A 24,707-nucleotide genomic window follows, 5' to 3' on the forward strand; every position below is an offset into this window, starting at 1 on the left:
ACTCTATTTAAATGGTGAGATCTTTTTTTTGATTTAAGGTTGAAGCAAAACATTTTTAAATTTATAGTTTGTAACCATATAATATTTCATAATAAATTAGATCATGTTATACAAATTACTGCTTTTGCTACCACCTGAAATTTCTCACTCTTTAGCAATTATAGCATTAAAAAACATTCTATATAGAAACCCCTATAGAATTACCAGAGTCTTTAACTGTAAATTTTTTTGGCAAAAAACTAAAAAGTCCTGTAGGTTTGGCAGCTGGTTTTGACAAAAATGCAGAAGTCATTAAGCCTATGCTATCACTTGGATTTGGATTTATTGAAACTGGTACCGTTACTCTGAATCCTCAATACGGTAATAAAAACCAAGGATATTTAGATTGATTAAAGATCAAGGAGTGATCAACAGATTAGGTTTTAATAATAAAGGAATAGACTATTTTCTTGAACAAATAGGTAAAACTACACTTAAAGATTGTGTTTTTGGTATAAATATAGGAAAGAATAGAACATCACAAGATAAAATTAGCGATTATATAAAATTAATAAAAATAACACACGGCAAAAGCGATTATCTAGTGTTAAATATTTCATCACCTAACACACTCAATTTGCGTAATTTACACAATAGGGAAGAATTATCACAATTTTTAAAAGCTGTTCGTAGTTTAACTGATGAAATGTCTATAACTACTCCGATTATACTTAAGATATCACCAGATATAGATCAAAACACAAAAGAAGGTATAGCTGAACTTACTCTAGAACATAAGATTGATGGATTGATAGTTAGTAACACCACTGTGCATAGAGACAATTTACACTCTTATCAAAGTGAAATTGGAGGATTAAGCGGCAAGCCATTATTTAAGCTTTCAACTGAATTATTAAGCGATATGTATAAGCTTACTAAAGGTAAAATATTGCTAATAGGATGTGGAGGTATTTCGAATGGTTCTGATGCCATATGAAAAAATAAAATCAGGGGCTTCTTTGATACAATTATATACAGCTCTTATATATCATGGACCTCGCGTCGTGAAAAAAATCAACCTAGAACTTGTAGAATTGCTAAAGAGGGATGGATTTAATAACGTTAGTGATGCAGTTGGATGTATACATTAGGAACTCATTTTTAGTACATATTTAATATAGAGAAAAACATACATTATGAGTGATAAAATTAGAAATCACTGTTGCTTTTATGAAGCTTGTATTACTGTTTTGGCATTGTATAAAATATCAACTTACAACATGTTAATTTAACTATAAATTAACTTTAAGAATACATAATTAAAAAGTGTGGTTTTTATTCATTTTGATTAAAAAAAGAGGCTAGAGGTATGACTGATTCAATTATTAAATCTGAAGGTTCTAAGAAGAGAATTCTTGATAAAAAATCAACAGAGTCTTCTTCTTGGGGAAGCTCAAAAAACTTAAATTCTCAGAAAGATCCTAATCAAGAAAGTGCTGACAATTGTACGGTATATGAAAATAAGTCTTTTAGAGAGGACTATACACAGAATGATTCAACTTGGGGAAAAACAAAGATAATCCAGAATCCAAGTGGATGATGAATTCTACGAGCAGACAGAAAACGTTGGCAATGGAGTAAAACGCTTGGGAAAAAACAATAAACTTTGATAAAAAGAACCGTCCAAAGAGTTGTATAGAATTTGATTATCCTTATCAGAATCAGAAAAGAAAAACAGGTGTAACCTGGGAAGATGAAAGATCAGCTTCAGAAATTAACTTGAGCGGTTTTTAAACAACAAATTTTCAAGCATTGCCATAGATAATATAACAAATTAGCAAGTTTCAGCAAAATCAATCGCAGATTTCAACCTTCACAGATCATTCACTTGAGTTAATGAGTGGAGAGAATATAGGGTTAACAGAACATGAAGATGACAACAAATTTTCAAGCACCTTCATAGATAATATAACAAAATTAGCGCAGTACCAAAGTCAATCGCAGATTTCAACTTTCACAGATCATTCATTTGAGTTAATGAGTGAAGAGAATATAGGATTAACAGAACATCAAAGTGAATTGTATTATAATTTACTAAACATATTGATGAATTTAAAAGATTATAATTATGATGAGAGTAACATTAATGAACTTAAGGAATTTTTAAAACTCATAAAAATGATCCTGATTTAAAAGCAATTATTAACTCTAAAACAACAGAGCTAGATAATACAATGTTGCATAAATTTTCGGATCTCGATAGTGACATTTTAGATTTACTTTTGAATGCAGGAGCTGACCCAAATATACAAGATAAAGACGGAAAAAACACCACTACATTATATGGTTGATTGCGTTAGTGGTAGTGATGTAAAAGAGAATCAAATAGGAATTCTCTTAAACACGGAGCAAAAACTAATATTCGAGATTATCAGCTAGGAAGGACTCCGTTACATTATGCTGCTGATAATGGGTATGTTGGTGCAATAGAATTACTTACAGGAGGCGAGGGTAAACAGGGGGTATTAATATTCAAGATAATGAAGGTAGCACACCGTTACATCTTGCTGCCCTGCATTACGATAATGCTACTGAGCTTAAATCTCTAGATTTACTTTTAAAAGCAGGAGCTGATCCAAACATACAAGATGAAAATGGAAAAACACCACTACATTCTATGTGTGATTATCATAATAGAGACGATCAAATAGAAATTCTCTTAAAACACGGAGCAAAAACTGATATTCAAGATTATGATACAAAGAGGACTCCGTTACATTATGCTGCAGATAGTGGTTATGTTGCTGCAATAGAATTGTTGACAAGAGGTGAGGTAAATGGTGGTAGTATTAATATTCAAGATATTGAAGGTAATACACCTTTACATAGCGCACTATATAGTAAGGAGATATATGCTGTGGAGTGTATCTTAACAAACAAAGGAATTAATACAGATATAAAAACAAACAAGGATTAACACCATTATTGACTGCGGCAAGTATAAGTAAAGTAGAAATAATGGAAAACATATTAGATAAAACACTTGGAAACAAAGGGGTAAATATTGATCTAGATATAAAAAACAAACAAGAGCTAAAATCATTATTGACTACTGCATTGCTTAAAGATGTTGATTTAACATCATCAACTACTAAAGTTACAAGTTATGGATCAATAATAGAAAAAATATTAGATAAAACACTTGGAAACAAAGGGGTAAATATTAATCTAGATATAAAAAACAAACAAGAGCTAAAATCATTATTGACTACTGCAGCTCTAAGTGATACAGAAAAAATGGAAAAAATATTAGATAAAATACTAGAAGATAAAGAAGTAAATATCAATTTAGGAATACAAAATAGAGAAGAGCTGGTAGCAGTAGTTAATATTGTAAGATCTACTGCAGGTTTAAGTGAAGAAATAAGGGAACATATTACATCAAGTACAACTTATTCATAAGGATAAAGATGGTTTATGGTAATAGTGCTATACATTATGCAGCATGTAATCGCTATAATGGTAATAGTCTCAACCAACACAATGGGAGTTTCCTTCAGTAGATGATGATTATATCAACGAAGAAAATGTATTTCAGGCAGTAAATTCTCTAATTGATCACGGTATTGATGTCAATATAAAAAATCAAAATAATAATACACCTCTATTTTTTGCCGTTGAGAATTTTAGACCTGAAGTTGCTAGAAAACTTTTAGAAAAAGGAGCGGATATAAATGTAAGAGATAAAAATGGTTATACAGCATTGCATTATGCAATCAAAACAAAAAGTCTAAAAATGCTATTAAAACTTTTGCCTCGTAAAATAGATAATTATGGAGTTGAGGTGATAGATATAGACGAAGCTGTAAAGCTAATTTCCGGTGCCGAAGATGATGAAGAAAATACTCTTTTGCATCACGCTGTTAAACTTGGATGTGATAGAGGAATGTTTAAAGTTTCTTATAGAACATGGAGTGAATATAGATGCAAAGAATAGAAATGGAGTAGCTCCAATTCATATAGCTGCCAAATATGGAAATGAGCACTTAATAGATTTTTTTCTAGAAAATAGAGCTAATATTAATTTAGAATGTGGAAATTTGCAAAATCAGAAATTAATGTTATAGAGCAAAATTTTATTAATATTAAAGGTGATAATATAGCAAAAAGTACCATCATATAACTAATATAGATTTGGAAAATAATATTATTAGTTATAAAAAAGCAACACCTATATCAATAGCTACTGATAGTAATCATGATAATGCTGTAACACAATTTTTATCACAGGGGGCAAAATCAAATGTTGCTAATAAAAAAGGATTGACACCCTTACATATTGCAATAAAAAAGGTGTATGATAAGAGCTGCACAGAAGAAGAAAGAGAGACAGCATATAACATTGTAGAGAAACTTGCACCGTTTTCCGATATAATGAATGATAAAAGAATTAGAGATATAATAGAACAAGTGATTTGTGGTAAAGGTGATAATAATTTACCAAATGCACCTGTTGATGAATTTGCACCTAGTGCTCCTGTTGATTATAGTTTTTATGATCAAGTTGGTTCTTATGTCGGAGAAATACCAGATCTTTATCCCGATCTTTCAAAAGAATTTAGTGAAATGGATGCAATAGGTGAAGCTAAAAATGTATCAAGTGTCTTGCCTCTAAGTACAGCACCAGAAAGCGATTGTAAAAATTTGAATAACACTCCAGAAAAGATAAAATTTAGTAAGAAATAAATGAATTTTTGTCCGGGATTAAAGAAGCTAAAAACCTAGATAAATTGGGAGAAAGTTTTTAAATCAAGTTTTAAAATCTAGAATAAATTAAGCGGAGAAGGAGATCCTTTGATGGATCTTATAATGAAAAAAATATTAGAATTAAATTGCTTAGAGAAAAATCCTAAAGCTGCAAGTAATATAATTTGTAAATTATTAGAAAGAGGGGGCTAATATTTTTCATGGGAAAAGCTATGAAGAAATTAACAATAACGTGGGAGTTAAATTTAAAATCATAAAGCTAATGCACTAAAGGCTATTCTCAATATAGTGAGCTTAATATGGATTTTAATAAAATTGCAAAGAATGCTATACTTAATGGCGATTTCATATCTGCAGAGGTAAATAATAAGACTTTTATATAGAATACTCTAAGGGTAGCATAGTGGAAGTGGCTCAAATTATAGATGAAGCAAAAAATCTAAAACTATTTAAAGGAAGTATAAAATGTGGTGATAGCGTAATAAAAATAGGTACTAATGAACTACAAATACAAACGGCTAGTGGCTCAAGAAATTATGCTGATATTTCAGACAATGGTGATTTTATACTAACTTTTAATACTAGCTTAGGAGAATTAGGAGTTAGGTTATATCGTGATATACAAAACAAAAATATTGTGAAAATAGAAATTGATAATCAAGAAAAAGTTAATCAACTAATGAATAAAAAGGAAGAAATTGGAAAAAAATTGTCGTTTAGGAGGTTTTGACTGTTTTTGATGCAATAAAACAAGGATATTTTGAAAGAATGGAAAAATCGCAACATTTTACAGAGAAAAATTGTTCTGATGCAAAACACCAAAAGAAAGTAAAAGTCTTTGTGATCAAAAGGAAATAAGTGTAGGAGTGAAAAATACGGATTGTATATCTGCAAAAAAAGGTAATATAGGATATTGGCAGAATAAAGTAACAGAAGAAACAAAACCTGTGAGTTGTAGATCACATTAAAGAACGGTTTTCTATAAACTCTACAATACAAACCTTATAAGTTGGTATATCGCACTTTTTTTCTTAAATCTTAATGAGTTTTATATTATAATTTCATAGATATAAATTTATAATCATAAAAATTTTTTCAATATAGGTTATTACAAGTTCTAATTTGTAAGAACCAGATGTTTTATTAATATAAATCTTAGTCGTTATGTATAATTCTTATTTTTTTATATTAGAAATTTTACTTTTCAACAAAGCTAATTTTCTGTCAGTATAGTAATAATTACCTTCTCCACTGAAGCCATGTAACTCATTTGAAAGTTGTCTATAATCGTTGATTCAAACCCATGTTGTTTAAAGATATTTGCTATAAAATCTCTTTCACTGCCTACATCAGCACTGATCTTATGAGTAAATTTCTTAGTTTTACGGTTAAATTTGACTTTTTTGTCAAATGATGCAGATCCTACCCAAATTTCTTCTTTTGCTGGAATTTCCAAAATCTCACGTGATGACGTTTACGTGTACTGCCTCATATTGAAGTTGATATATAATAGCATTAGGCTTTTGTAAATAATATGGCGCATGTGAGTAGTACAAGGTGCTAACTGAAGCCTTTACGATAAGGAAGATTGAAAATACAATCAAGTGCCATCCTTGGCATGATGTGCATGATAAAATGACAATAAGAATAATATATATCTTATACGTGTGATTTTTGTTTTCATACGTATAATGTTGTTTGATAAGAGTTAGCAATTCTTATTTAGGAAATAGTATAAAACAACGGATATATCTTCTTTTGCTCTTAAGTTGTTAGTCTGGTACTTTGTGTACGAATCACACTGCAGTTTTTGCCAACACAGATGTATTTTATGCTATCTATCTTTAATTTTCCTGTTTTCTTATTTGAACATTCGACCTCTATAAGATTTTGATGTAGATAAAATTTGCTCATTTTCTCCTATAATAATTTTTGTTTTTTTACTTTCTTTTTCCCAGAGTAAGATTTTTTATTCTTTATATCTTTTTTTCTCTGTATTTGCTGCTCTGTCACATCCACTAAAATCTTAAATACCTTTTTGCTATCTTTTTCTTTTATTTTCACCACTCTTTGCAGTGAATCTAGTGTTTTAATTATAAAAAAAGTAAAGGAAATGTAAGATAAAAAGCTTGCTTACTGAAATTAGTTACTTTAATATGGAAAATTACTAATTTGGTATAAGAGAGCATGTCAAGTTTTTTTGATCAACAATTAATAGAACAGCTAAAAGCAGCAATCGATAGTAGTGATCTTAAGTTATTACAAGTATTGTTAGATGTGAAACATCTTCAATTACCTGGGTATTGGCTTGCTAATGCCATTCTTTCTTATAAAGTTACAGGAGTTATTCAAACTTTAAAATATCAATTACCTATCAACATAATTGCCATACAAAAACAAATCTTAGACAAAAATTTTGCAGATCTTATTGGTTGTTGCGATGATGTGGATATAGTAATAGGAGATAGTGCTGTTATTAAAAAAGTAAATAAAGAGTTAGAAGCAGTAGAACAGAAAATACTACAGAAATATAAAAATTTCCAACATGAAGTTGTAGAAAATGAATATCAAGTTTTTAATGTACAAGACATGTGTGATGCAAATAACATTCCTTATTCTTACCATAGCGATGACTATACAGGAGGAAATAAGTGTGTAAGAGGTTTTACTGAAGAATTTCAAAATGACCTTTGTTTACAACCTGTACTAAAATTAGATGTATCACACAATTATAAAAAAATATATGGTGAGATGTGTGTGAAGATTAAGAAACAATATCAATTGAGAATTAGAAATGGTCAATCTATCAGTTCTTTGCATCAATCATTGACAAAAAAACTTAATGAATTAACAGGTAGTGACAATAAATTGAGGTCGATACTAACTAATATTAGTAAAGAAATAGTAAGTAGAGTACAAAATAATGAATTTGTCAAAAAGGTTTATGATAAATTAATAAAAAATGTGTTGCGTATCGCATATAAAACTATAAATCACCCATTACATAAAGAATTTGATGATATAGAAGGTGGACTGGAAAAAAAGTTTAAAATAAAAAGAGAAAGAATAAGGGAATACGTTATAAAAAATAGTCGGTATGAACTTATCAAAGATTGTATGGAATATGCGGCAAGTAAAAATAAACCTAGCTTACATGTAATCAGTGTATTGATTGTTAATGGGGCATCTTTACTAGCAAGTTACGTTATAGATGCTCAAACGCAAAAATCAATTACAGTAAAAGAAAAACTGCAACAGCTAGGGGGAGAATATAACGCTCTAATAGATAAATCAATTTTTACAATAATAAGAAAAGTGCATAAGTTAATATTTGATTTTCCTATGATAGGAAAGGAAGGAATAGATTTACTGAAAGTTGTCTCTGAAATCCCTTCTGAGAAAGGATGTTTTGTAGAAAGTGCAGAGGATTTAATATTATTCAATAAAATAGGTGATGAGGGTAAAAGAGAGTTTTTAAGTCTATTGCAAACTTGCATCAATGATTGTGATTTTAGTAAATTTAGACATAGATTATCTTTACTTAGTAGTGAATCTGTATCTAAAAAAGAGCGAGAACATGCATATGTTATACTTAATGAATGTGTCAAAGTTGGTTACTTAGCAATAGCCACAGGAGATGATAGAGTAATAATAGATTACTTATTAGAAATAAAAGAAGAATCAAAACAATCTAAAAATCCATATCTCAAAAAACTTTATGAGAAATTTTTTGAGATTTTAAGCGATTATGATGATTTACCAAAATCAATGTTTTTAAGTAGGTGTTTTAGGTATATTGTGCGTACAGTGAAATCTTACTCCGGATATGAATGGAATCCAGCGTGGGAAAAAATATTTACAGGTCCTGGTTATCGCACAGATGTAGGTGAATGGTCAAAAAATAACTATGAGGAAATAATAAAAGCGAAAGATAAGAGAAGTACGAAGAGAATCGAAGAATTAGCTGAAGGAAGAAGGAAGGCAGAGCAAAAGGCGGAACAAATTAGGAATGTAAGTGGAATTTTCACAAGAGAAATATTAAAGCTTGATGAGGAAGAGCTAAGAGATATAGTAGCAGATAGTCAAGAAAAGGTAGTAGAAAGAGTAGTTAAGGAAAGTAACACTGCACCGAAGAAATTGTTACAGGCAATAATTGAAGAAATAAAATGGAAAAGAAATCAAGTATTAGCAGAAGGTGAGGTGAGTAATGAAGTGATAGAAGCTGGTATAAAAATATTTGATAGTACCTTGTTGAGCAATGTGAATGTCAATCAGCTAGGTATGTGTATGAGTAGAAGATAATAATAAAGACAAATTTTCATATGCATTTGGAAGTGTAAGTTTGCAATTGTGGCAAAATTTTAAGGTTTTCTGAACATAGAAGGTACCGCATTTTGATTTGGGAGTTTTAGCTAAGTTTTTTAATGAAATATTTTAACTTTTTTAAAAATTTATCTATTTGTTTTATCTAAATCGTGAAAAGTATATAAAAATCAATACTCTGTTTATAGACAAGTTCTCATCGCTTCATTTTTTTTGTAGATCAGATGTTTTATTTAAATTCACTTGGCACAATTGAATTTTCTGCAGCTTTTGTTCTGGCACTGAGTGATTCTTATTACTTCGAGGCTCATCTATAGAATTACTTTTTGCTGGTGCTTCTTCTACTCTTGAAATATGCTGTGCTTCTTGTATATTATGCTCATTATTAGAACAATTAATTGTATTTGCTGTAACAACGCCGATTGCTTCAAGTATAATATTTTGCTGTGTTTTATAAATCAGGCCTTGAGAGATCTGAATTTTTGCTTCTATTAATAGTTTTTCTATATCACCGAGAATCTCTTCTTTTTTCTCATCAGTTAAATCAGATTCACTTGCCTGGTTGAGAAGTTTTTTTAGTAATGATTTACCAATCTCTCGGCGCTTTTTTTCTAAAATTTCCAGCTTTTTATGTAATTTACTTTTATGATCTGGTGTAAAGTTTGTACAATTTTTAATTAACTGTTTTATATTATTACTATACTCTTTTACTATCATTAACCCGTTAATTCCTACAGAGTTTTTTGTTTGTTTGAGCAAATTAGTATAATTTTGTATTAATTCCAGAGTTTTTTTCTCTATATTTTCATAATCATATTTTCTTTTTTTATCAGGAATTTTATTACCCTGCTCAGCATTTTTACGTTTTAGTGATGATAAAGGTATTTTACATGGCATGAAAATATGTTCTTTTATTTCTTTCAAAAATTTTGTTACTGTAAGCTTAATATTTTCATTGTGATCTACAGCTTTTTTTAAATATTTTTCAGTTTGATCATCGATCTCAAGTGTGATTTTACATTTTGGATCATATTGATTTATTCCACCAAGTATTTCTTGCATTACACTTAGGAACTCTTCTATTAAATTTAAATCACCACTTTCAATAGCATGTATTAAAGCTGTTTTCCCATGTTTATCTTTTTGATTAAGGGTAATCGCTGTTTCCGGAGATAATAAAAACCGAATACATTCTGAATGACCGGAATTTATTGTAAGCATTAATGCGTTATAACTATCATTATCTTTTTTAAAGAACTGGTCACTACCTTGAGTATCTTTTGCTATATACGAAAAAATCCGCTGATTATAAACTTCCTGTAATTCTTTTGGCGAGTATACGTCATCAGTTAGATGTTCAGGAATATGGTATGATTTTTTCAACAAATCTGCTCTTCCATAATCTGCTGCAATCATGATTAAATTTCTTCCTTTGTAATTTTGCATATTAAAGATTTTCAAGCTTTCAATACCAAACTCTTTTCTTTCTTCTTGTGGCACCTTTTCGTAAGATTTCACTAATTTTTCAACTAACTGTTTCAGTTTTTTTAGGTTTTCTTCTTTTAACGCAGCAAGAAAAGTATCTCTTATTGTATTAAAATCATTAGACATTATAGTTATAAAATTAGGAGTGATACTTAATATTACAACACATTGTATGCCTTATCAAGTAAATGATTAATTTATCATTATTTGTTCAAAATTTATCGTAAAACTATGTCTTCACGAATAAATTGATGTTACTCTTTTATCACTTATTTTAAATTTCTTATGTTCATACATTTGCGTCTTCATAGTGTTTATTCACTACTGAAAAGTTCAGTAAAAATTGAAGAATTAATTGAACTTTGTTTGAAAAATAAAATGCCAGCGGTTGCAATTACTGATTTAGGTAACTTATTTGGCTCACTTGAATTTGCAGAATATGCTGCATCTAAGGGAATACAGCCAATAATAGGCTGCGACATTACCATTAAGTGTTTAGATCAAGATCTACCTATATTGCTAATTGCAAAAGATCAGCAAGGGTATATGAACTTGGTTAGTTTAGTAAGTGAATCTTTTAAAAAACGTAATAGTAATAGTGATATTCCTTATGTTAATTTTGATGAATTATTAAATTTAAGCATAGGATTAATAGCTTTAACGGGAGGGCATGATGGAATATTAGCGAAGCTTTTGCTCAAAAAAGATGAAGAAATAATTCGTAAGTTGTTATTAAAATTTGAAAACCGTTTATATGTAGAATTGCAACGTCATGGATTAAGAGAAGAGTTAGAATTGGAGGAAAAATTGATAGATTTTGCCTACCAGTATAATATTCCACTTGTTGCAACAAATGATGTATTTTTTGCGAACAGATCTGATTATGAAGCTCATGACATACTAACTTGTATATCAGAAGGAAGTTATGCTTTGGAAGAGAATAGAAAAAAATTCACCACTGAACATTACTTTAAGTCGGCAAAAGAAATGAAGAAGTTATTTAGTGATATTCCTGAAGCAGTTCATAATACTTTAGTAATAGCTCAACGCTGTTCTTATATGCCAATAAGTAGACAGCCCATTCTACCTAAATTTCCTTGCAAAAGCAATAAAACTGAAAATGAAGAACTAAGAGAGCAAGCAATCTCAGGATTAAAATTTCGTATTGCAAATGACGATAGTATAAATTTAAAACAATATGATGATAGGTTAAATTATGAACTCAGTGTAATAACTTCAATGAACTATTCTGGTTATTTTTTAATAGTCTCAGATTTTATTCGTTGGAGTAAAGCAAATGATATTTCAGTTGGACCAGGAAGAGGTTCTGGAGCGGGTTCGATTGTTGCTTGGGTGTTACAAATCACAGAACTTGATCCGATAAAATTTGGGTTAATATTTGAGAGATTTTTGAATCCTGATCGTATTTCAATGCCTGATTTTGATATTGATTTTTGCCAAGAAAAAAGAGATTTAGTCATTGACTATGTTCATAAAAAATATGGTTATGTTGCTCAAATAATCACTTTTGGTAAATTACAAGCAAGGGCAGTACTGCGTGATGTTGGTAGAGTATTACAAATGCCTTACTCTCAGGTTGATAAAATTTCCAAAATGGTTCCATTTAATCCTGTGAATCCTGTTACTTTATCACAAGCAATTAAGTTAGATCGAAATTTACAGAAGGAACGTGATAGTGATGAAGTGATAGCAAAGCTTCTTGCAATATCACTGAGGCTTGAAGGTATATATCGGCATATTTCTACTCATGCAGCTGGTATTGTGATATGTGACCAAAATTTGGAAAATTTCGTTCCTTTATATTATGATGCCACTTCATCATTGCCTATTACTCAGTATAGCATGAAATACGTTGAAAAAGCAGGACTTGTAAAATTTGACTTTCTTGGCCTTGGTACATTAACTTTAGTAAAGCATGTTTGTAATTTAATTAATCGCAAGGGAAAATTTTTTAATGTTTATTCTCTACCTTTAAATGATAAAGCAACCTATGAAATGCTTTCTCGTGGAAAATCAATAGGTGTATTTCAACTTGAAAGTTCAGGAATGAGAGAAGCTTTGATAAAACTCAAGCCAGATTGCATTGAGGATATCATTGCATTAATTTCACTTTATCGTCCAGGCCCTATGGATAACATTCCCACTTATATTGCAAGAAAGCATGGGCTTGAAAAGCCAGATTATATTCATCCACTGTTGAAGGAAGCACTAAAAGAAACCTTTGGGGTAATAATTTATCAAGAACAAGTAATGGAAATAGCACGCGTTCTTTCTGGATATAGCCTTGCAGAAGCAGATTTGTTAAGGCGTGCCATGGGTAAGAAAATAAAGAAAGAAATGGATAAGCAGCGGGAACTTTTCATTAATGGTGCTAAAAGAAATGGAGTTGATCATGATAAAGCAAGTTACATATTTGACTTAGTAGCAAAGTTTGCTGGTTATGGATTTAATAAATCTCATGCTGCTGCATATGCGGTAATATCTTATCAAACAGCCTACCTTAAGGCTAATTATCCTTTGGAGTTTTTTACAGCATTAATGAATTTAAATACAGATGATAGAGATAAGTTAAATTTATTTTGTCACGAAGCAAAATCCATAGGTATCTCCGTTCTTCCTCCTGATATAAATAAATCTAAAGCTGAATTTACCATAGAAAATAAATGTGTTCGTTATGGTTTGGCTGCTCTGAGAAATGTGGGTCTGTCTGTGTCACAAGTAGTTGTTAATGAACGCTTAAATCCATATAAGGATATATGGGAATTCATTAGCAATTCAGGCTATATTGTCAATAAAAGAGCATTAGAAAGCATAATAAAATCCGGTTCTTGTGATAGTGTACATAAAAATAGAAAACAACTATATGAATCGATGGAAACGCTTCTTTACTTTGCAAGTAAAAATAAGCAAAGTAAAGAATCTAGACAATCTGCTTTATTTGATAATTTTGATCATTTGAAGCCTAAATTAGCAATAACTGAAGATTTTAATGAAGAAGAAAAACTAGAGCATGAGTTATTTGCATTAGGATTTTATTTAACTAATCATCCACTTGAAAAATTTAGATTTTTTTTAAGAAAATTAAATATTGGCTTTATTGGTCAAGACCATACCACAAGAACAGCAGGAGTAATATTGAATATACGTGTTAGGACTTCAGAACATGGAAGATTTATAATAATAACGCTTTCAGATCCATTTAATGTTTCTGAAATAGCATTTTATAATAATGAAATAATAGAGAAAAAGGGAGGTTTGTTTTCTCCAGGAGCATTTGTAATAGTTGAGCTTGAAACTTCAAGTAATAATACAAGATTAATAGGTAGAAACATATTTGATTTCCAAGATGAAGTGACCTCTAGCATAAAAGAGCTGATTTTGACTATTGATTATATTGATCTACAAAAAGCTGCTATTGAGTTACATGCAATATTAGAAAATGGTAAACAAACTAAAATTCTGTTAAAGTTCATTCTTGAAAACCATGAAGTAACGTTATTATTACCCGATACTTATTTAATTACGCTTCATACTATTCAAAAAATGTCTAATTTTACTTGGGTTAAAGACGTAGAAATTAATACAAATAACTTGCTTGTGTAAAAAAGTTTTATATAATAAATTATTTACAAGCATTTAAGGAAAGAAGTAGTGAACCTTTATGAATTTACCTTTATAGCACAACAAGGGTTGTTGCAGCAGGAGATTGAAGAAATAATACAAGAGTTAGGTGTTTTATTGAAAAATATCAAAACAGATATTATTTCTCAAGAAGTTGAGATCTTTTTAGATAAGGTGATACAAGATATTATTAAACAAATAAGTTTAACATCAGAAATTGATAATAAATTGGTTAAACAAGAGTTAGAAACACATTTTAGAAAGATGACAGAAGGATTGGTTGGTTATTTTGATACCTTGGAAAAAGTTGTACAAAATTTATCAACTGAATTGAAAGAAGATCTTTCAAATTTAAAAGAAATAAAGTCAAATATTAGCAATGAACTAAATGGTGTGCTAGGAGAGATTAAAGCAGTTTCAACTGTACAAAAGCTCTTCAGAAAATCTGAACAGTGTACTAAAGATAAAGTTATTTATAATTTAGTAAATGCTTTCAAAGAGGTTGTTTTGGAGTACTTTACAAGCAGCTTTGAAGATGTTTTGAAAAATATTGAATCAAAGTATAGCAATAATCAGTTAACGAATATTGATGGGATGATCCAATATGATAAGCTTTTAGAAAAGCTTCTGAAGAACGCTAAAGCATCAGGATTAATAAAATACGAGCATTGGGGTCTTTTGGATTTTGCATATCCGATTAACAAAATGAAGAGTGGCCATTACTGTATTTTATGTATAAGCTCAATACCTACAATTATGAGTGAGTTTGTACGTAAAGTAAAACTTAATGAGAATATAATTCGGTATTTATCTGTGCGGGTTGATAAATTTTTTGAAGGTAAATCTTATATGATGAATAAACAAATTGAGGGATGATTTAGATGGTTGTGAAAAGGAGAAGTAACTCTAGAAATTCTTATTTTGCTGTTGGTAATAGGACTGGGTTTAAGCGCGCAAAAATCTGTGCACTTGATGAGTGTTCAGAGCAAGACATAGATTATAAAAACAAAGATCTACTCAATAAATTTACTTCTGATTATGGTAGAATACTTCCGCGAAAGTTAGGGGGTGTATGTGCAAAAAAACAAAGAAAATTGCGTACTGCAATAATAAGAGCTCGTTTCTTAGCAATTTTACCATACTGTAGTAAAAAAAATTAGGTAAGTTATGGAGATAATTTTAAAAGAAAGTATACGAACTTTAGGTAATATTGGTGAAGTTGTAAAGGTTAAGCCAGGTTATGCGCGTAATTTTCTTTTTCCACAGAAGAAGGCGGTAAGAGCTACTGAGGAGAATAAAGCACAACTAGAAAAACAGCGCTTGTTGCTAGAAGAAGAGAACGAAAAAAAGTTGAGTTTAGCAAAACAACTTAAGGCATCATTAAGCAATGAGTTTGTAGTATTAATAAAGCAGGCTTCGGAAGATGGAAGAATTTTTGGCTCTGTGAAAACGCGTGAAATTGCACAATTTTTATCGAAGCAAGAATATAAAATAGATCATCGTATTTTATCTTTTAATGGAGTGGTTATTAAAAACTTAGGTGAATATAAAGTCAGTTTACATCTTCATAGTGAAGTTATAGTGCAAATTCCTATACATGTTGTAAAATCGGAAATGGATGCAAATGAATTGAGAAAAATGAAGTTGCAGAATCAAAAAAACGAAGCAAGTGAAAATTTATAAAGATAATAGAAGTTAATGATTCCTCGCTACAGTCGCAAAGAAATGTCTTCCATTTGGGAAGAAAACAACAAATTCAAAATATGGCTAAAGATAGAAAGATTAGCGTGTGAAGCTCAAGCAAACGTTCCAGATGATGTTGCAAAAAAGCTTTCTAGTGCTATTGATTTCAATATTGAACGTATAAATGAAATTGAATCTACAGTTAAACATGACGTTATCGCATTTCTTACGTATGTTGCTGAACGGATTGGTGTTGATATTCGGTTTCTTCACTATGGAATGACAAGTTCTGATGTTTTAGATACGTGTCTTGCTGTACAATTGAAAGAATCTTGTGATATTCTTCTACAAGATTTAGAAAGATTGCTTGTAGTGATAAAGAAAAAGTCTGCAGTTTATAAAGATATAGTTTGCATTGGACGTAGCCACGGAATGCATGCGGAGCCTACAACTATTGGATTAAAATTTGCCAGATTTTATGCTGAATTTAAACGCAATTATAAAAGATTGAGTGCTGCAAGAGAGGAAATTTCAATTTGTAAAATATCAGGTGCAGTAGGTAATTTTGCAAATATAGAGCCATCTGTTGAAGAATATGTAGCAAAAGAAATGGGGTTAATACCTGAAACTATATCATCACAAGTCATTCCCCGTGATAGGCATGCTGTATTCTTTTCAGTTTTAGGAATTATTGCAAGTTCTGTAGAGAATATTGCCCTTGAAATTCGTCATCTTCAAAGGAATGAAGTCAATGAAATCTCTGAGTATTTTTCTGTCGGACAGAAGGGAAGTTCTGCTATGCCACATAAGTGCAATCCAATTTTAAGTGAAAATTTAACAGGTCTTGCTCGTTTAATACGTAGCTACGTATTTCCTGCTTTGGAAAACGTTGCATTATGGCACGAGCGTGATATATCACATTCATCTGTTGAAAGATGTATTGCACCTGATGCGTGTACAGCGTTGGATTTTGCGTTAGTCAGACTTACAGACTTGATAAATAATTTAATTATTAATGAGGAAAGTATCAAACAAAACTTAAATTCTTCAAGGGGTATGATTTTTTCACAACGTGTGTTACTTGAACTCATAAATTCTGGATTAACTAGAGAAGAATCATACAAAATCGTACAAGATAGCGCGATGAAAGTAAAAGAAAACAATAGCGATTTTTTAACTGAGTTGAAACAATCACTTCCTGGTTTAAAATCAGAAAAACTTGAATCGCTGTTTGATTTAAAATATTATACAAAGCACGTAGATTATATATATAATAAGGTTTTTAATAAGGCTGAGTAGCTCAGCGGTAGAGCAGGAGGATCATAATCTCTTGGTCGCGGGTTCAATTCCCTCCTCAGCCACTCTTGGTTTGTTTGCAAATTGACTTTTACAATAGTAAAACTATACTGTGTTATGGGTGGTTAGCTCAGTTGGTAGAGCATTTGTTCGACATACAAAAGGTCGCTGGTTCGATCCCGGCATTACCCACGCTTTTTGTTCATAAAACAATATTTTTGCATGGCAGTAATTCATAATGGTAAACATTCAACGGCACAATCCAAGCGCTTAATTTATTCTATAATAATAGTAGCAATAACTATGCTTATGGAAATAATTGGTGGGTTTATTTCACATTCGCTTGCACTATTATCAGACGCTGGACATATGTTCACTGATCTCTGTGCTTTAGTTTTGAGCTTGTTGGCACACAAATTTTCAACTAAAAAATCTGATTTACAGAGATCGTATGGGTATCACAGATTGCAGATAATAGCAGCATTTGTTAATGGGTTAAGTTTGCTTTTAATTTCAGTCATCATTATATTTGAATCAATAAAGAGATTTATTTTTCCAGTCATTGTTGAGTGGAAAGTAATGCTAATAATTTCTGTGTTTGGTCTTATTTCTAACATAACAGTATTTTTTATTTTACATAACAAATGTGAAAACAATATAAATATAAAAAGTGCTGTACTACATGTTATTGGAGACATACTAGGTTCTGCAGCAGCAATACTTGCATCTGTAATTATAATGCTCACTGAATTGCAGATTGCAGATCCAATACTATCTTTATTTGTTAGTATAGTCATTTTTAATAGTGGATATAAAATCACAAAGAATTCTTGCCATATTTTGCTTGAAGGTACACCTGAATCTATATCAAGTGACAAAATAAAAAATCAAATTATGTCAGACTTGCCTGAAGTGATTGACATACATCATGTACATATTTGGTCGCTTTCTGATAATTATTTTATAATAACTATGCACGCTAAAATAAAACAAAATGTACTACATGATCATGTTTTATATGGAATGAAAAAAATACTTATGGATAAATTCGAAATTGCACATTCTACGATTGAAATCGAGTGTGATGAATGTATAGATGACAAAGCATTGAAAATGTAACTTGATCTGACAATTTAATTTCATTACTTCTTTATAAATTATTGTTATAAGTAAATTTTATTTAGTTATATGATAGGTGTTTCTCAATTACAGTTTCCTGATAAAGACTCTAGTAAGCTTAAGTTTATTAGTTATATGTCTTCTTTTGTGAGTTTACTCATATTAGTTAATCCTGCTGATCTCATTTTCTGTGCTGGTATTTTTATATTTAGAACTGAGATCAAAGCTTTACATGTTTACAAAGAAGTAAAAATAGCAAAGCAAGAAAAAATCAATAAAAAAGAATACTGGAAAATATTTTTTAAAAACAATGTAGCTAAATTAATAATTTTCTCATTATGTTCATCAATGCTTTTATATTTCACTTTTTCTTCAACTTTTTTACTTGCTGCATTACTAGGGACTATACCATTATCAATGTTATTAATTTTGTTACAGAGTGAGTTAAGGCCAAAAGACTTCAATCCAATAACGCTTTTTAAAGCAGCTATAAAATTTTTATTAGAAGGTATAAAGGAAAATTCACGTGGTTTAATTAACAATTTTGACGTCAAGCTTGAGCACTTGTTACCTCATCAATTGAACGATGACATTATGAGTAACATCGATAAACTCAATCAGAAATATGGTGAAAAAATACCTGATGATGTTTTGAAGAGTGATGAATATATGCAATTTATAGAAGATATAAATAACTACGATAAGCTGAATCAAAGTGATAAAGGAAGGTTAATAACGTTTTTGAATGATTTTTGTAATGGTGATGATAGGCATAATTCTGGCTTTACAGGTGGGCAAATTCTGCTCTTAGTTTTAAGAGCTTGTAGTGATGGGCAATATGAAGAAATTAATGATAAAAAAAATGCACTAATAGTTAATCTACTTGACACTCAAATTTTCTCCAGAAAGGAGCGTGTTCCTAATACTTGTTTTACTGGTATAGTTTATAGAATGTTAAGTTCATTAGAGATTATACATTCTGACCCAGAAATTAAGTTCACGCCTCCAAAAGCAGTATTGTTATCTGAAGCAAAAAATGCAGCACGTGACATCATTGTAAAAAAGCTAGAGCGAAAGAAAAATAATCGAGAAATAATCAATGCTTGGTTTGGGGTTCAGAGTAATTCTGAGAATAACGATAGTCAAAAAATAGTCGATGATTTTATTGCAGATATAACAATTCCATTAATGAGAAAATTATTAAATTTTAGTTCTCAATACAGTGAACAAGTTGTGCTTACTTTAATAAAGGATCTTCATTCTATTGATTTATGTAAATTGGACAATCCAATGAGAGATTATATATCTCGTAAAATAAGAACACATGATGTTAATGATCAAGAAGGCTTGCTTACAAAAAGGGTTGAAACTAAAGTATTTTTAAAATTGTTAAATGAAAAGTTATTAAAAACAGACTTTTCTCAAAAATTCGGATCCAACGGGATATCAGAAAAGATAGCTGATGAGATAATACAACAGGAAATAAAGGAATTTCAATCAAAATTAAAAAAAACTACAGAAGACCAAGTAGTTAGAATGTTAGAGAATTTAAGATTTTTATCAAAAGATAAGAAAGCCTATAGAATATACATGGAGCTTAATCGAGATGATAAAAACGATAAGGAAAAAATAAAGAAAATTTTACAAAAAAAATTAGAGTTAACTGATGTATCTTTAAACGAAATGTTAAAAAAAGAGGATTCAATTAAACTTAAGTTAGGAATTGAAGAGATATATAAAAAGAATAAAGAAGATATTTCTAATTTGTATGAAGAAATAAAAGAAGTAAAAAAAGAATTTATTGAAAATGAACTTCTGACAGCACAAGAAATAGAGGGGATAATAAAAGAGCAAATTATAGTCTTAAACGAGGTAAAAATGAAACCATCAGGAAATTTATCTCGCAGTTTCAGTGTTGATAATTTAAGTTCTTTTAAAGTATTGTAGCATCTTTTATTTAAATAACTCTGAGGTTGAATTGAAAATTGAAGATAAAGGAATCTTTCGCTTTTTTACCAAATAAAAACGTCTTTTGCCATAATAGCTTTTTAGTGGTTATAAAAATCTTTAACTGTTTTATATAGTATCTTTACATATTTTGTAATTAAAAAAAGTAAGTAGTTGCATTTTTTTATTAATTTTTATAATTTTTAAAACATTAGTTTCAAGGAGTGAGTCATACCAGTAATACCTTTTAATCAAGCAATATCACGTTTATTCAATAGAGAAAATACAATACTACCTATGAATAGTAGTAGTACTAATAGCACAAATAATTCACTAGAACTTACCACTCAAGTTTACGACGCGTTGGAGTATGGAAATAGTCAAGGTTGGGGTGAGGATTCTAGTACAAGCGACGCAGAATTACAATTATCTGATGAAGAAGATATATTTTACGATGTGCAAGAATATCCGAATAGTCAAGGCAGTGTAATAGATAAAAGATCGCCATTGTCTGATGAAGAATATACGAATCAAATAAATTCGTCTGAATCTACTGTGGTTCATGGGGGAGAATCCACTAGTTTAAAGATAATTAGGAGAGCAAATTTGGGATTACTTATTGGAGGAATGATAGGTGTTTCTGCTTGGTTTTGTAATGTAGTTCGTGGTAGAGATGATGGAGAATCTAGTAATGTTGTGGAAGAGAATTGCAACAGGGGCTATATCAGGGCTGCTATTAGCTCTTATTTCCGGAGAGTTTCTTGACATCATAGAGCAAAATACAGAACTTTTCTCGAACGAAAGATATGCTTTAAATGGTTTGGTACTTACTGCGGATATTATATTACAAGTTTTGTGTGTACACTACATACCAAATCCACGCAAAAAAATTCTATGCAGTACAAATGAATCTGTAACTAAGGAAGAAAATGATAATAAAGTAGAAATTTCTGCTGAAGTTCATAAAAATCAATATACACCCATTTGCAGGGATAACAGAGCGCCACTAAAATCTGCGAATAAATCAGGCTTGGAGAAAACATCTTTTATAAATTAACCTGAAAGTGATACTACAATAGAAGTGTCTGCTCAAGTTCACCCTATACCATCTACAAACATATCTGGTACCTACAATCATTCTGTTGCCGGGGTAAATGGAGTTAGGATTTAATCTATAAGAAAAATTATCCTGATTACAAGGGTGCGCTAAATAAACAGGAATATTTTACTTATGAAGTTATTGAGAGCATCCTGCATTTGCATAATTTCTAAAAATATGTATTAAAATTTAAAATTTATTCCCAATTCCGGTCCACCATTTTCTCCAAAAAACTTCATTGCAGAATTTAATATATCGTTTTTACTCTTCTCTAGGTAGTAACCAATAAAAAAACTTGCTTGTGAAGAAATAGAAATATTAATACCAATACTTCCCCGAAAAATAATATTGTCCAAAGGCTTATCAAGTAATTTGGTTGTTGCAATATTAGCATTGACATATGGAGTGAAGCTTTGACCGATGTCATGATTGTACTTTACACTTGCCGAAGCTCCTATAGATGATTCTAAGGCCTTAGTAAATAAAGGTCCTATTGCAAAATTGATACTGTCTGTAAGTTTATAACCAAAATCAAACGCAGCTTTGAAATTATCTGTGCTTGTGCCATATATGCGAACACTAGGTGAAAAATCGCTAAAATCAACACCAAAAGATGTTGCTGGCAAAGAAAGAGCAGACAACATAGCTGCTAAAGTAAGTAATTTTTTCATGTGTTATTCCATTAGTATTTATAATTGTATACGATACATATAAAATGTTAAAAATAATATAACACGTGAGACAAATTATGGGGTATTGATTAAAAATCATGACTAAGATATACAAATAATTATATAAACATTTTTGATTACTTTAGGTATATATTTACATAAAAGAATATTCACCTGTAATTATATTAAATTCTTGAATATTCAAAATTTAGAAAGCTGTATCCTTATGACCTGTGTACAGGCTCTAAGAATACATACTTAAGTCTTAGAATTTAAAATTTATTCCTACTTCTGGTCCATGAAAAGCATTACTTGCGTAGAATAATCCTGTAAAATCCTTATCTTTATAAATTTCTGCGTAATAGCCAACCAATAAGTTTGCTTTTGAAGAAAGCGGAACATCAATACCAACACTCCCACGTAATGTAACAGATACAGTAGGATCTTTTATGTTAAGAGATGCAATGTTAATATTAACATATGGAATAAAATTTTGATTAATATTACAATAATAATTTACACTTACCGAAGCTCCTGCAGAATATTGGGGTAACGCCTCTTGAGTGGCTAGATTAAATATAGAAAACTTGGAAAGTAAAGGTCCAGCTGAAAAGCTGACACTATCTGTAAGTTGATAATTCAAATCAGCTGCAATTCTAAAAAGACTAGTAGAAACACCATATACTCGAACGCTAGGTGAAAAATTGCTAAAATCAAAGCAAGAGCACGTTGCTGGCAAAGAAAGAGTAGATAACATAGCTGCTAAAGTAAGTGATTTTTTCATTTTTTATACCTTAAATACTAATTATTTATGTTGTAAATATAATTTATTAAATTATTATAAATACAATTTATTAAATTAATATAAAATATTAGGTAAACTGTTCAGTGTTGATCAAAAAATCATGACTAAGATATACAAATAATTATATAAACATTTTTGATTACTTTAGGTATATATTTACATAAAAGAATATTCACCTGTAATTATATTAAATTCTTGAATATTCAAAATTTAGAAAGCTGTATCCTTATGACCTGTGTACAGGCTCTAAGAATACATACTTAAGTCTTAGAATTTAAAATTTATTCCTACTTCTGGTCCGCTAACTAAATGTTCAAAATTTTTGTTCATTTCTTGGTAGTAGCCAGCAAAAAAACTTACTTGTGAAGAAAATGAAGCATTTAAACCAAAGCTTACTCGTAGCACGATATAATCTAAAAGGTTTTTAGTAGTATCTTTTGGAGAAAATGTGGCTATTTCAATATTGGAATTGATATATGGAGTCAAATTTTCACCAATACTATGATGATAATTTACACCTGCTGAAGTTCCTACGGAATAAATATTTTCGGGACAATCAACATTTTTTGTACAAAAAAGCAAATTAAGTGGTTTTTCCACAGTTTTTGAAACTAAAGGTCCTATTGAAAAATTGATATTATCTGTAAATTTATAGCCAAAATCAAGTACAGCTTTAAAAGTATCTTTACTTATTATGCCAAAATTTCCACCATACACTCGAAGGCTAGGGGAAAAATTGCTAATATTAAAGCCAAAACACGTTGCTGGCAAAGAAAGAGCAGATAACGTAGCTACTAAAGTAAATAGTTTTTTCATAATGTTACACCATTAATATTTATTTATATGCACAAATATATGAGAATTAAAATAATACAACAAAGATAATATTTATTTTTTTAATTTAGTTTCTGTTATGAATTTACGTAAATTTTTCTTTTACTTCTTAACTGAATTACTACCTTTATGTAAATACATCTTACTAAAGAAGTATTTATAATTTAGCCGCACTTATATATGTTTCATCTAGCAAGCGCACGAAAACTCTTTTGTGTTGCTTAGTTCATCAATAAGGTGTTTTTTGTCAATATTAAACATTTTTCCTATTTTTTTTAATTCAATTTTCAGCAATATTTTTACTTAGAACTTAACATATTAGGTGTAAATCATAATTTTTCTTCACTTTATTTTTATAAAACAACGAAACAGATCTTATGATTGTTGCATTACAAATCGTATTATCATATTATCTCGATATATTAGAAACAATGAGGTGATAATGAGTTTTGTTTTATCTAAACTTCCATATGAACAGCAAGATTTAGAGCCCTACATATCTGTAAATACTTTAGAATTTCATTATAGTAAGCACCATCAAGGATACCTAGATAAACTTAACACGTTGGTAAAAGGTAAAGATTACGAGCACATGGAGCTTAAAGAGCTGATAACAAAAGTTCATGAAGATGATGAAAAAGTTGCTATATTCAACAATGCAGCACAAGTTTGGAATCACACATTTTACTGGAGTTCAATGAAAAAGAATGGAGGTGGAAAACCTCAAGAAGATACTAAAATTGCAAAAATGATAAGGGATGATCTAGGTGGTTTTGAAAAATTTACCGAAATGTTTGCTGATCATGGAATTAATCAATTTGGCAGTGGATGGGTATGGTTAGTGTTAGAAAATGGTAAGTTAAAAATTACTAAAACTCAAAATGCAGATTCACCATTAACTTGTAATCAAATACCTTTGCTTACTATGGACGTGTGGGAACATGCATATTATTTAGATTGTCAAAATCGCAGAGTAGACTATATAAAAGTCTTTCTTGATAATTTGATAAACTGGGACTTTGCTGAAGAAAATTTACAAAAGAATATTTAATTAAAG

26 protein-coding genes, 2 tRNA genes and 2 pseudogenes are annotated in these 24,707 nt (G+C 30.0%); 24 read left to right on the top strand and 6 right to left on the bottom strand.

What is annotated here, in order from left to right; all coding sequences use genetic code 11:
- Positions 1-103: 103 nt before the first annotated feature.
- From NL275_RS00850 to NL275_RS00895, 11 genes and pseudogenes are all read left to right on the top strand, one after another.
- Positions 104-1,130: pseudogene (locus NL275_RS00850) on the top strand (quinone-dependent dihydroorotate dehydrogenase).
- 218 nt (positions 1,131-1,348) lie between these two features.
- Positions 1,349-1,579, top strand: a complete 231-nt coding sequence (locus tag NL275_RS00860) for a hypothetical protein (RefSeq protein ID WP_253300122.1) — start codon at positions 1,349-1,351, stop codon at positions 1,577-1,579.
- Between the two features lie 296 nt (positions 1,580-1,875).
- Positions 1,876-2,172 (top strand): hypothetical protein, encoded by a 297-nt coding sequence (locus NL275_RS00865; RefSeq protein ID WP_253300123.1) that lies wholly within the window; start codon positions 1,876-1,878, stop codon positions 2,170-2,172.
- Between the two features lie 227 nt (positions 2,173-2,399).
- Complete coding sequence (locus NL275_RS02680) at positions 2,400-2,588, top strand: hypothetical protein (RefSeq protein ID WP_370107208.1); 189 nt, start codon at positions 2,400-2,402, stop codon at positions 2,586-2,588.
- On the top strand, positions 2,552-2,956 hold the full coding sequence (locus NL275_RS00870) for an ankyrin repeat domain-containing protein (protein WP_370107210.1): 405 nt from the start codon (positions 2,552-2,554) through the stop codon (positions 2,954-2,956). Before NL275_RS02680 ends, NL275_RS00870 begins: the two co-directional genes overlap by 37 nt.
- Before the next feature lie 8 nt (positions 2,957-2,964).
- Complete coding sequence (locus NL275_RS00875) at positions 2,965-3,441, top strand: hypothetical protein (protein ID WP_253300124.1); 477 nt, start codon at positions 2,965-2,967, stop codon at positions 3,439-3,441.
- Between the two features lie 175 nt (positions 3,442-3,616).
- Positions 3,617-3,760: pseudogene (locus NL275_RS02685) on the top strand (ankyrin repeat domain-containing protein); the annotation flags it as partial.
- A gap of 15 nt (positions 3,761-3,775) precedes the next feature.
- Positions 3,776-3,976, top strand: a complete 201-nt coding sequence (locus NL275_RS00880; RefSeq protein ID WP_253300125.1) for a hypothetical protein — start codon at positions 3,776-3,778, stop codon at positions 3,974-3,976.
- On the top strand, positions 3,954-4,106 hold the full coding sequence (locus NL275_RS00885; RefSeq protein ID WP_253300126.1) for an ankyrin repeat domain-containing protein: 153 nt from the start codon (positions 3,954-3,956) through the stop codon (positions 4,104-4,106). Before NL275_RS00880 ends, NL275_RS00885 begins: the two co-directional genes overlap by 23 nt.
- A gap of 67 nt (positions 4,107-4,173) precedes the next feature.
- Entirely contained in the window at positions 4,174-4,725 is a 552-nt protein-coding gene (locus tag NL275_RS00890; protein ID WP_253300127.1) for an ankyrin repeat domain-containing protein, read from the top strand.
- A 424-nt stretch (positions 4,726-5,149) separates the two neighbouring features.
- Positions 5,150-5,476 (top strand): hypothetical protein, encoded by a 327-nt coding sequence (locus tag NL275_RS00895; protein WP_253300128.1) that lies wholly within the window; start codon positions 5,150-5,152, stop codon positions 5,474-5,476.
- A 483-nt stretch (positions 5,477-5,959) separates the two neighbouring features.
- Here the strand turns inward: NL275_RS00895 and NL275_RS00900 are convergent, their stop codons facing one another.
- Both NL275_RS00900 and NL275_RS00905 read right to left on the bottom strand, forming a co-directional pair.
- A complete protein-coding gene (locus tag NL275_RS00900) occupies positions 5,960-6,202 on the bottom strand; it encodes an LssY C-terminal domain-containing protein (protein WP_253300129.1) in 243 nt (80 codons plus the stop codon).
- A 464-nt stretch (positions 6,203-6,666) separates the two neighbouring features.
- Positions 6,667-6,810 carry a hypothetical protein gene (locus tag NL275_RS00905; protein WP_253300117.1) on the bottom strand — a complete coding sequence of 48 codons (144 nt, stop codon included), beginning with the start codon at positions 6,808-6,810 and terminating at the stop codon, positions 6,667-6,669.
- Positions 6,811-6,933: 123 nt separating this feature from the next.
- Between NL275_RS00905 and NL275_RS00910 the strand changes: the two genes are divergently transcribed.
- Complete coding sequence (locus tag NL275_RS00910; RefSeq protein WP_253300130.1) at positions 6,934-9,048, top strand: hypothetical protein; 2,115 nt, start codon at positions 6,934-6,936, stop codon at positions 9,046-9,048.
- A 225-nt stretch (positions 9,049-9,273) separates the two neighbouring features.
- Here the strand turns inward: NL275_RS00910 and NL275_RS00915 are convergent, their stop codons facing one another.
- Entirely contained in the window at positions 9,274-10,680 is a 1,407-nt protein-coding gene (locus NL275_RS00915) for an ankyrin repeat domain-containing protein (protein ID WP_253300131.1), read from the bottom strand.
- 159 nt (positions 10,681-10,839) lie between these two features.
- On the opposite strand from NL275_RS00915, the gene dnaE reads away from it, so the two are divergent.
- The 11 genes from dnaE (at position 10,840) to NL275_RS00970 (ending at position 21,298) form a co-directional block, all read left to right on the top strand.
- Complete coding sequence (dnaE, locus tag NL275_RS00920; RefSeq protein ID WP_253300132.1) at positions 10,840-14,178, top strand: DNA polymerase III subunit alpha; 3,339 nt, start codon at positions 10,840-10,842, stop codon at positions 14,176-14,178.
- A gap of 48 nt (positions 14,179-14,226) precedes the next feature.
- On the top strand, positions 14,227-15,072 hold the full coding sequence (rpsF, locus tag NL275_RS02690; RefSeq protein ID WP_370107181.1) for a 30S ribosomal protein S6: 846 nt from the start codon (positions 14,227-14,229) through the stop codon (positions 15,070-15,072).
- Positions 15,073-15,077: 5 nt separating this feature from the next.
- Positions 15,078-15,356 (top strand): 30S ribosomal protein S18, encoded by a 279-nt coding sequence (rpsR, locus tag NL275_RS00930; RefSeq protein ID WP_253300133.1) that lies wholly within the window; start codon positions 15,078-15,080, stop codon positions 15,354-15,356.
- A 7-nt stretch (positions 15,357-15,363) separates the two neighbouring features.
- The gene (rplI, locus tag NL275_RS00935) at positions 15,364-15,879 is read left to right on the top strand and encodes a 50S ribosomal protein L9 (protein ID WP_370107184.1); all 516 of its coding nucleotides are present in this window, start codon (positions 15,364-15,366) and stop codon (positions 15,877-15,879) included.
- Between the two features lie 15 nt (positions 15,880-15,894).
- Positions 15,895-17,178, top strand: a complete 1,284-nt coding sequence (gene purB, locus NL275_RS00940; protein WP_253300134.1) for an adenylosuccinate lyase — start codon at positions 15,895-15,897, stop codon at positions 17,176-17,178.
- Positions 17,169-17,240 (top strand) — tRNA-Met (locus tag NL275_RS00945). The genes purB and NL275_RS00945 overlap by 10 nt, the downstream gene beginning before the upstream one ends.
- A gap of 54 nt (positions 17,241-17,294) precedes the next feature.
- Positions 17,295-17,367 (top strand) — tRNA-Val (locus NL275_RS00950).
- A 30-nt stretch (positions 17,368-17,397) separates the two neighbouring features.
- The gene (locus NL275_RS00955; RefSeq protein WP_253300135.1) at positions 17,398-18,294 is read left to right on the top strand and encodes a cation diffusion facilitator family transporter; all 897 of its coding nucleotides are present in this window, start codon (positions 17,398-17,400) and stop codon (positions 18,292-18,294) included.
- A gap of 69 nt (positions 18,295-18,363) precedes the next feature.
- Complete coding sequence (locus NL275_RS00960) at positions 18,364-20,241, top strand: hypothetical protein (RefSeq protein WP_253300136.1); 1,878 nt, start codon at positions 18,364-18,366, stop codon at positions 20,239-20,241.
- Positions 20,242-20,538: 297 nt separating this feature from the next.
- Positions 20,539-21,006, top strand: coding sequence for a hypothetical protein (locus NL275_RS00965; RefSeq protein WP_253300137.1), 468 nt, complete (start codon positions 20,539-20,541; stop codon positions 21,004-21,006).
- Between the two features lie 55 nt (positions 21,007-21,061).
- Positions 21,062-21,298 (top strand): hypothetical protein, encoded by a 237-nt coding sequence (locus NL275_RS00970; RefSeq protein WP_253300138.1) that lies wholly within the window; start codon positions 21,062-21,064, stop codon positions 21,296-21,298.
- Between the two features lie 224 nt (positions 21,299-21,522).
- Here NL275_RS00970 and NL275_RS00975 read toward each other — a convergent pair whose 3' ends face one another.
- From NL275_RS00975 to NL275_RS00985, 3 genes are all read right to left on the bottom strand, one after another.
- A complete protein-coding gene (locus NL275_RS00975; RefSeq protein WP_253300139.1) occupies positions 21,523-22,011 on the bottom strand; it encodes a hypothetical protein in 489 nt (162 codons plus the stop codon).
- 265 nt (positions 22,012-22,276) lie between these two features.
- A complete protein-coding gene (locus tag NL275_RS00980; RefSeq protein ID WP_253300140.1) occupies positions 22,277-22,795 on the bottom strand; it encodes a hypothetical protein in 519 nt (172 codons plus the stop codon).
- Between the two features lie 288 nt (positions 22,796-23,083).
- Positions 23,084-23,632 carry a hypothetical protein gene (locus NL275_RS00985; RefSeq protein WP_253300141.1) on the bottom strand — a complete coding sequence of 183 codons (549 nt, stop codon included), beginning with the start codon at positions 23,630-23,632 and terminating at the stop codon, positions 23,084-23,086.
- 460 nt (positions 23,633-24,092) lie between these two features.
- On the opposite strand from NL275_RS00985, the gene NL275_RS00990 reads away from it, so the two are divergent.
- Positions 24,093-24,701: a superoxide dismutase gene (locus tag NL275_RS00990; RefSeq protein ID WP_253300142.1), complete on the top strand. Its 609-nt coding sequence runs from the start codon at positions 24,093-24,095 to the stop codon at positions 24,699-24,701.
- Positions 24,702-24,707 lie beyond the last annotated feature (6 nt).

This window comes from Wolbachia endosymbiont of Chironomus riparius (assembly GCF_918315375.1).

Coding starts and splice junctions, on each gene's coding strand:
- NL275_RS00860 (WP_253300122.1), top strand. CDS start 1,349: ATGACTGATTCAATTATTAAATCTGAAGGTTCTAAGAAGAGAATTCTT.
- NL275_RS00865 (WP_253300123.1), top strand. CDS start 1,876: ATGAGTGGAGAGAATATAGGGTTAACAGAACATGAAGATGACAACAAA.
- NL275_RS00880 (WP_253300125.1), top strand. CDS start 3,776: ATGCTATTAAAACTTTTGCCTCGTAAAATAGATAATTATGGAGTTGAG.
- NL275_RS00910 (WP_253300130.1), top strand. CDS start 6,934: ATGTCAAGTTTTTTTGATCAACAATTAATAGAACAGCTAAAAGCAGCA.
- NL275_RS00915 (WP_253300131.1), bottom strand. CDS start 10,680: ATGTCTAATGATTTTAATACAATAAGAGATACTTTTCTTGCTGCGTTA.
- dnaE (WP_253300132.1), top strand. CDS start 10,840: ATGTTCATACATTTGCGTCTTCATAGTGTTTATTCACTACTGAAAAGT.
- rpsR (WP_253300133.1), top strand. CDS start 15,078: ATGGTTGTGAAAAGGAGAAGTAACTCTAGAAATTCTTATTTTGCTGTT.
- rplI (WP_370107184.1), top strand. CDS start 15,364: ATGGAGATAATTTTAAAAGAAAGTATACGAACTTTAGGTAATATTGGT.
- purB (WP_253300134.1), top strand. CDS start 15,895: ATGATTCCTCGCTACAGTCGCAAAGAAATGTCTTCCATTTGGGAAGAA.
- NL275_RS00955 (WP_253300135.1), top strand. CDS start 17,398: ATGGCAGTAATTCATAATGGTAAACATTCAACGGCACAATCCAAGCGC.
- NL275_RS00960 (WP_253300136.1), top strand. CDS start 18,364: ATGATAGGTGTTTCTCAATTACAGTTTCCTGATAAAGACTCTAGTAAG.
- NL275_RS00965 (WP_253300137.1), top strand. CDS start 20,539: ATGAATAGTAGTAGTACTAATAGCACAAATAATTCACTAGAACTTACC.
- NL275_RS00975 (WP_253300139.1), bottom strand. CDS start 22,011: ATGAAAAAATTACTTACTTTAGCAGCTATGTTGTCTGCTCTTTCTTTG.
- NL275_RS00980 (WP_253300140.1), bottom strand. CDS start 22,795: ATGAAAAAATCACTTACTTTAGCAGCTATGTTATCTACTCTTTCTTTG.
- NL275_RS00985 (WP_253300141.1), bottom strand. CDS start 23,632: ATGAAAAAACTATTTACTTTAGTAGCTACGTTATCTGCTCTTTCTTTG.
- NL275_RS00990 (WP_253300142.1), top strand. CDS start 24,093: ATGAGTTTTGTTTTATCTAAACTTCCATATGAACAGCAAGATTTAGAG.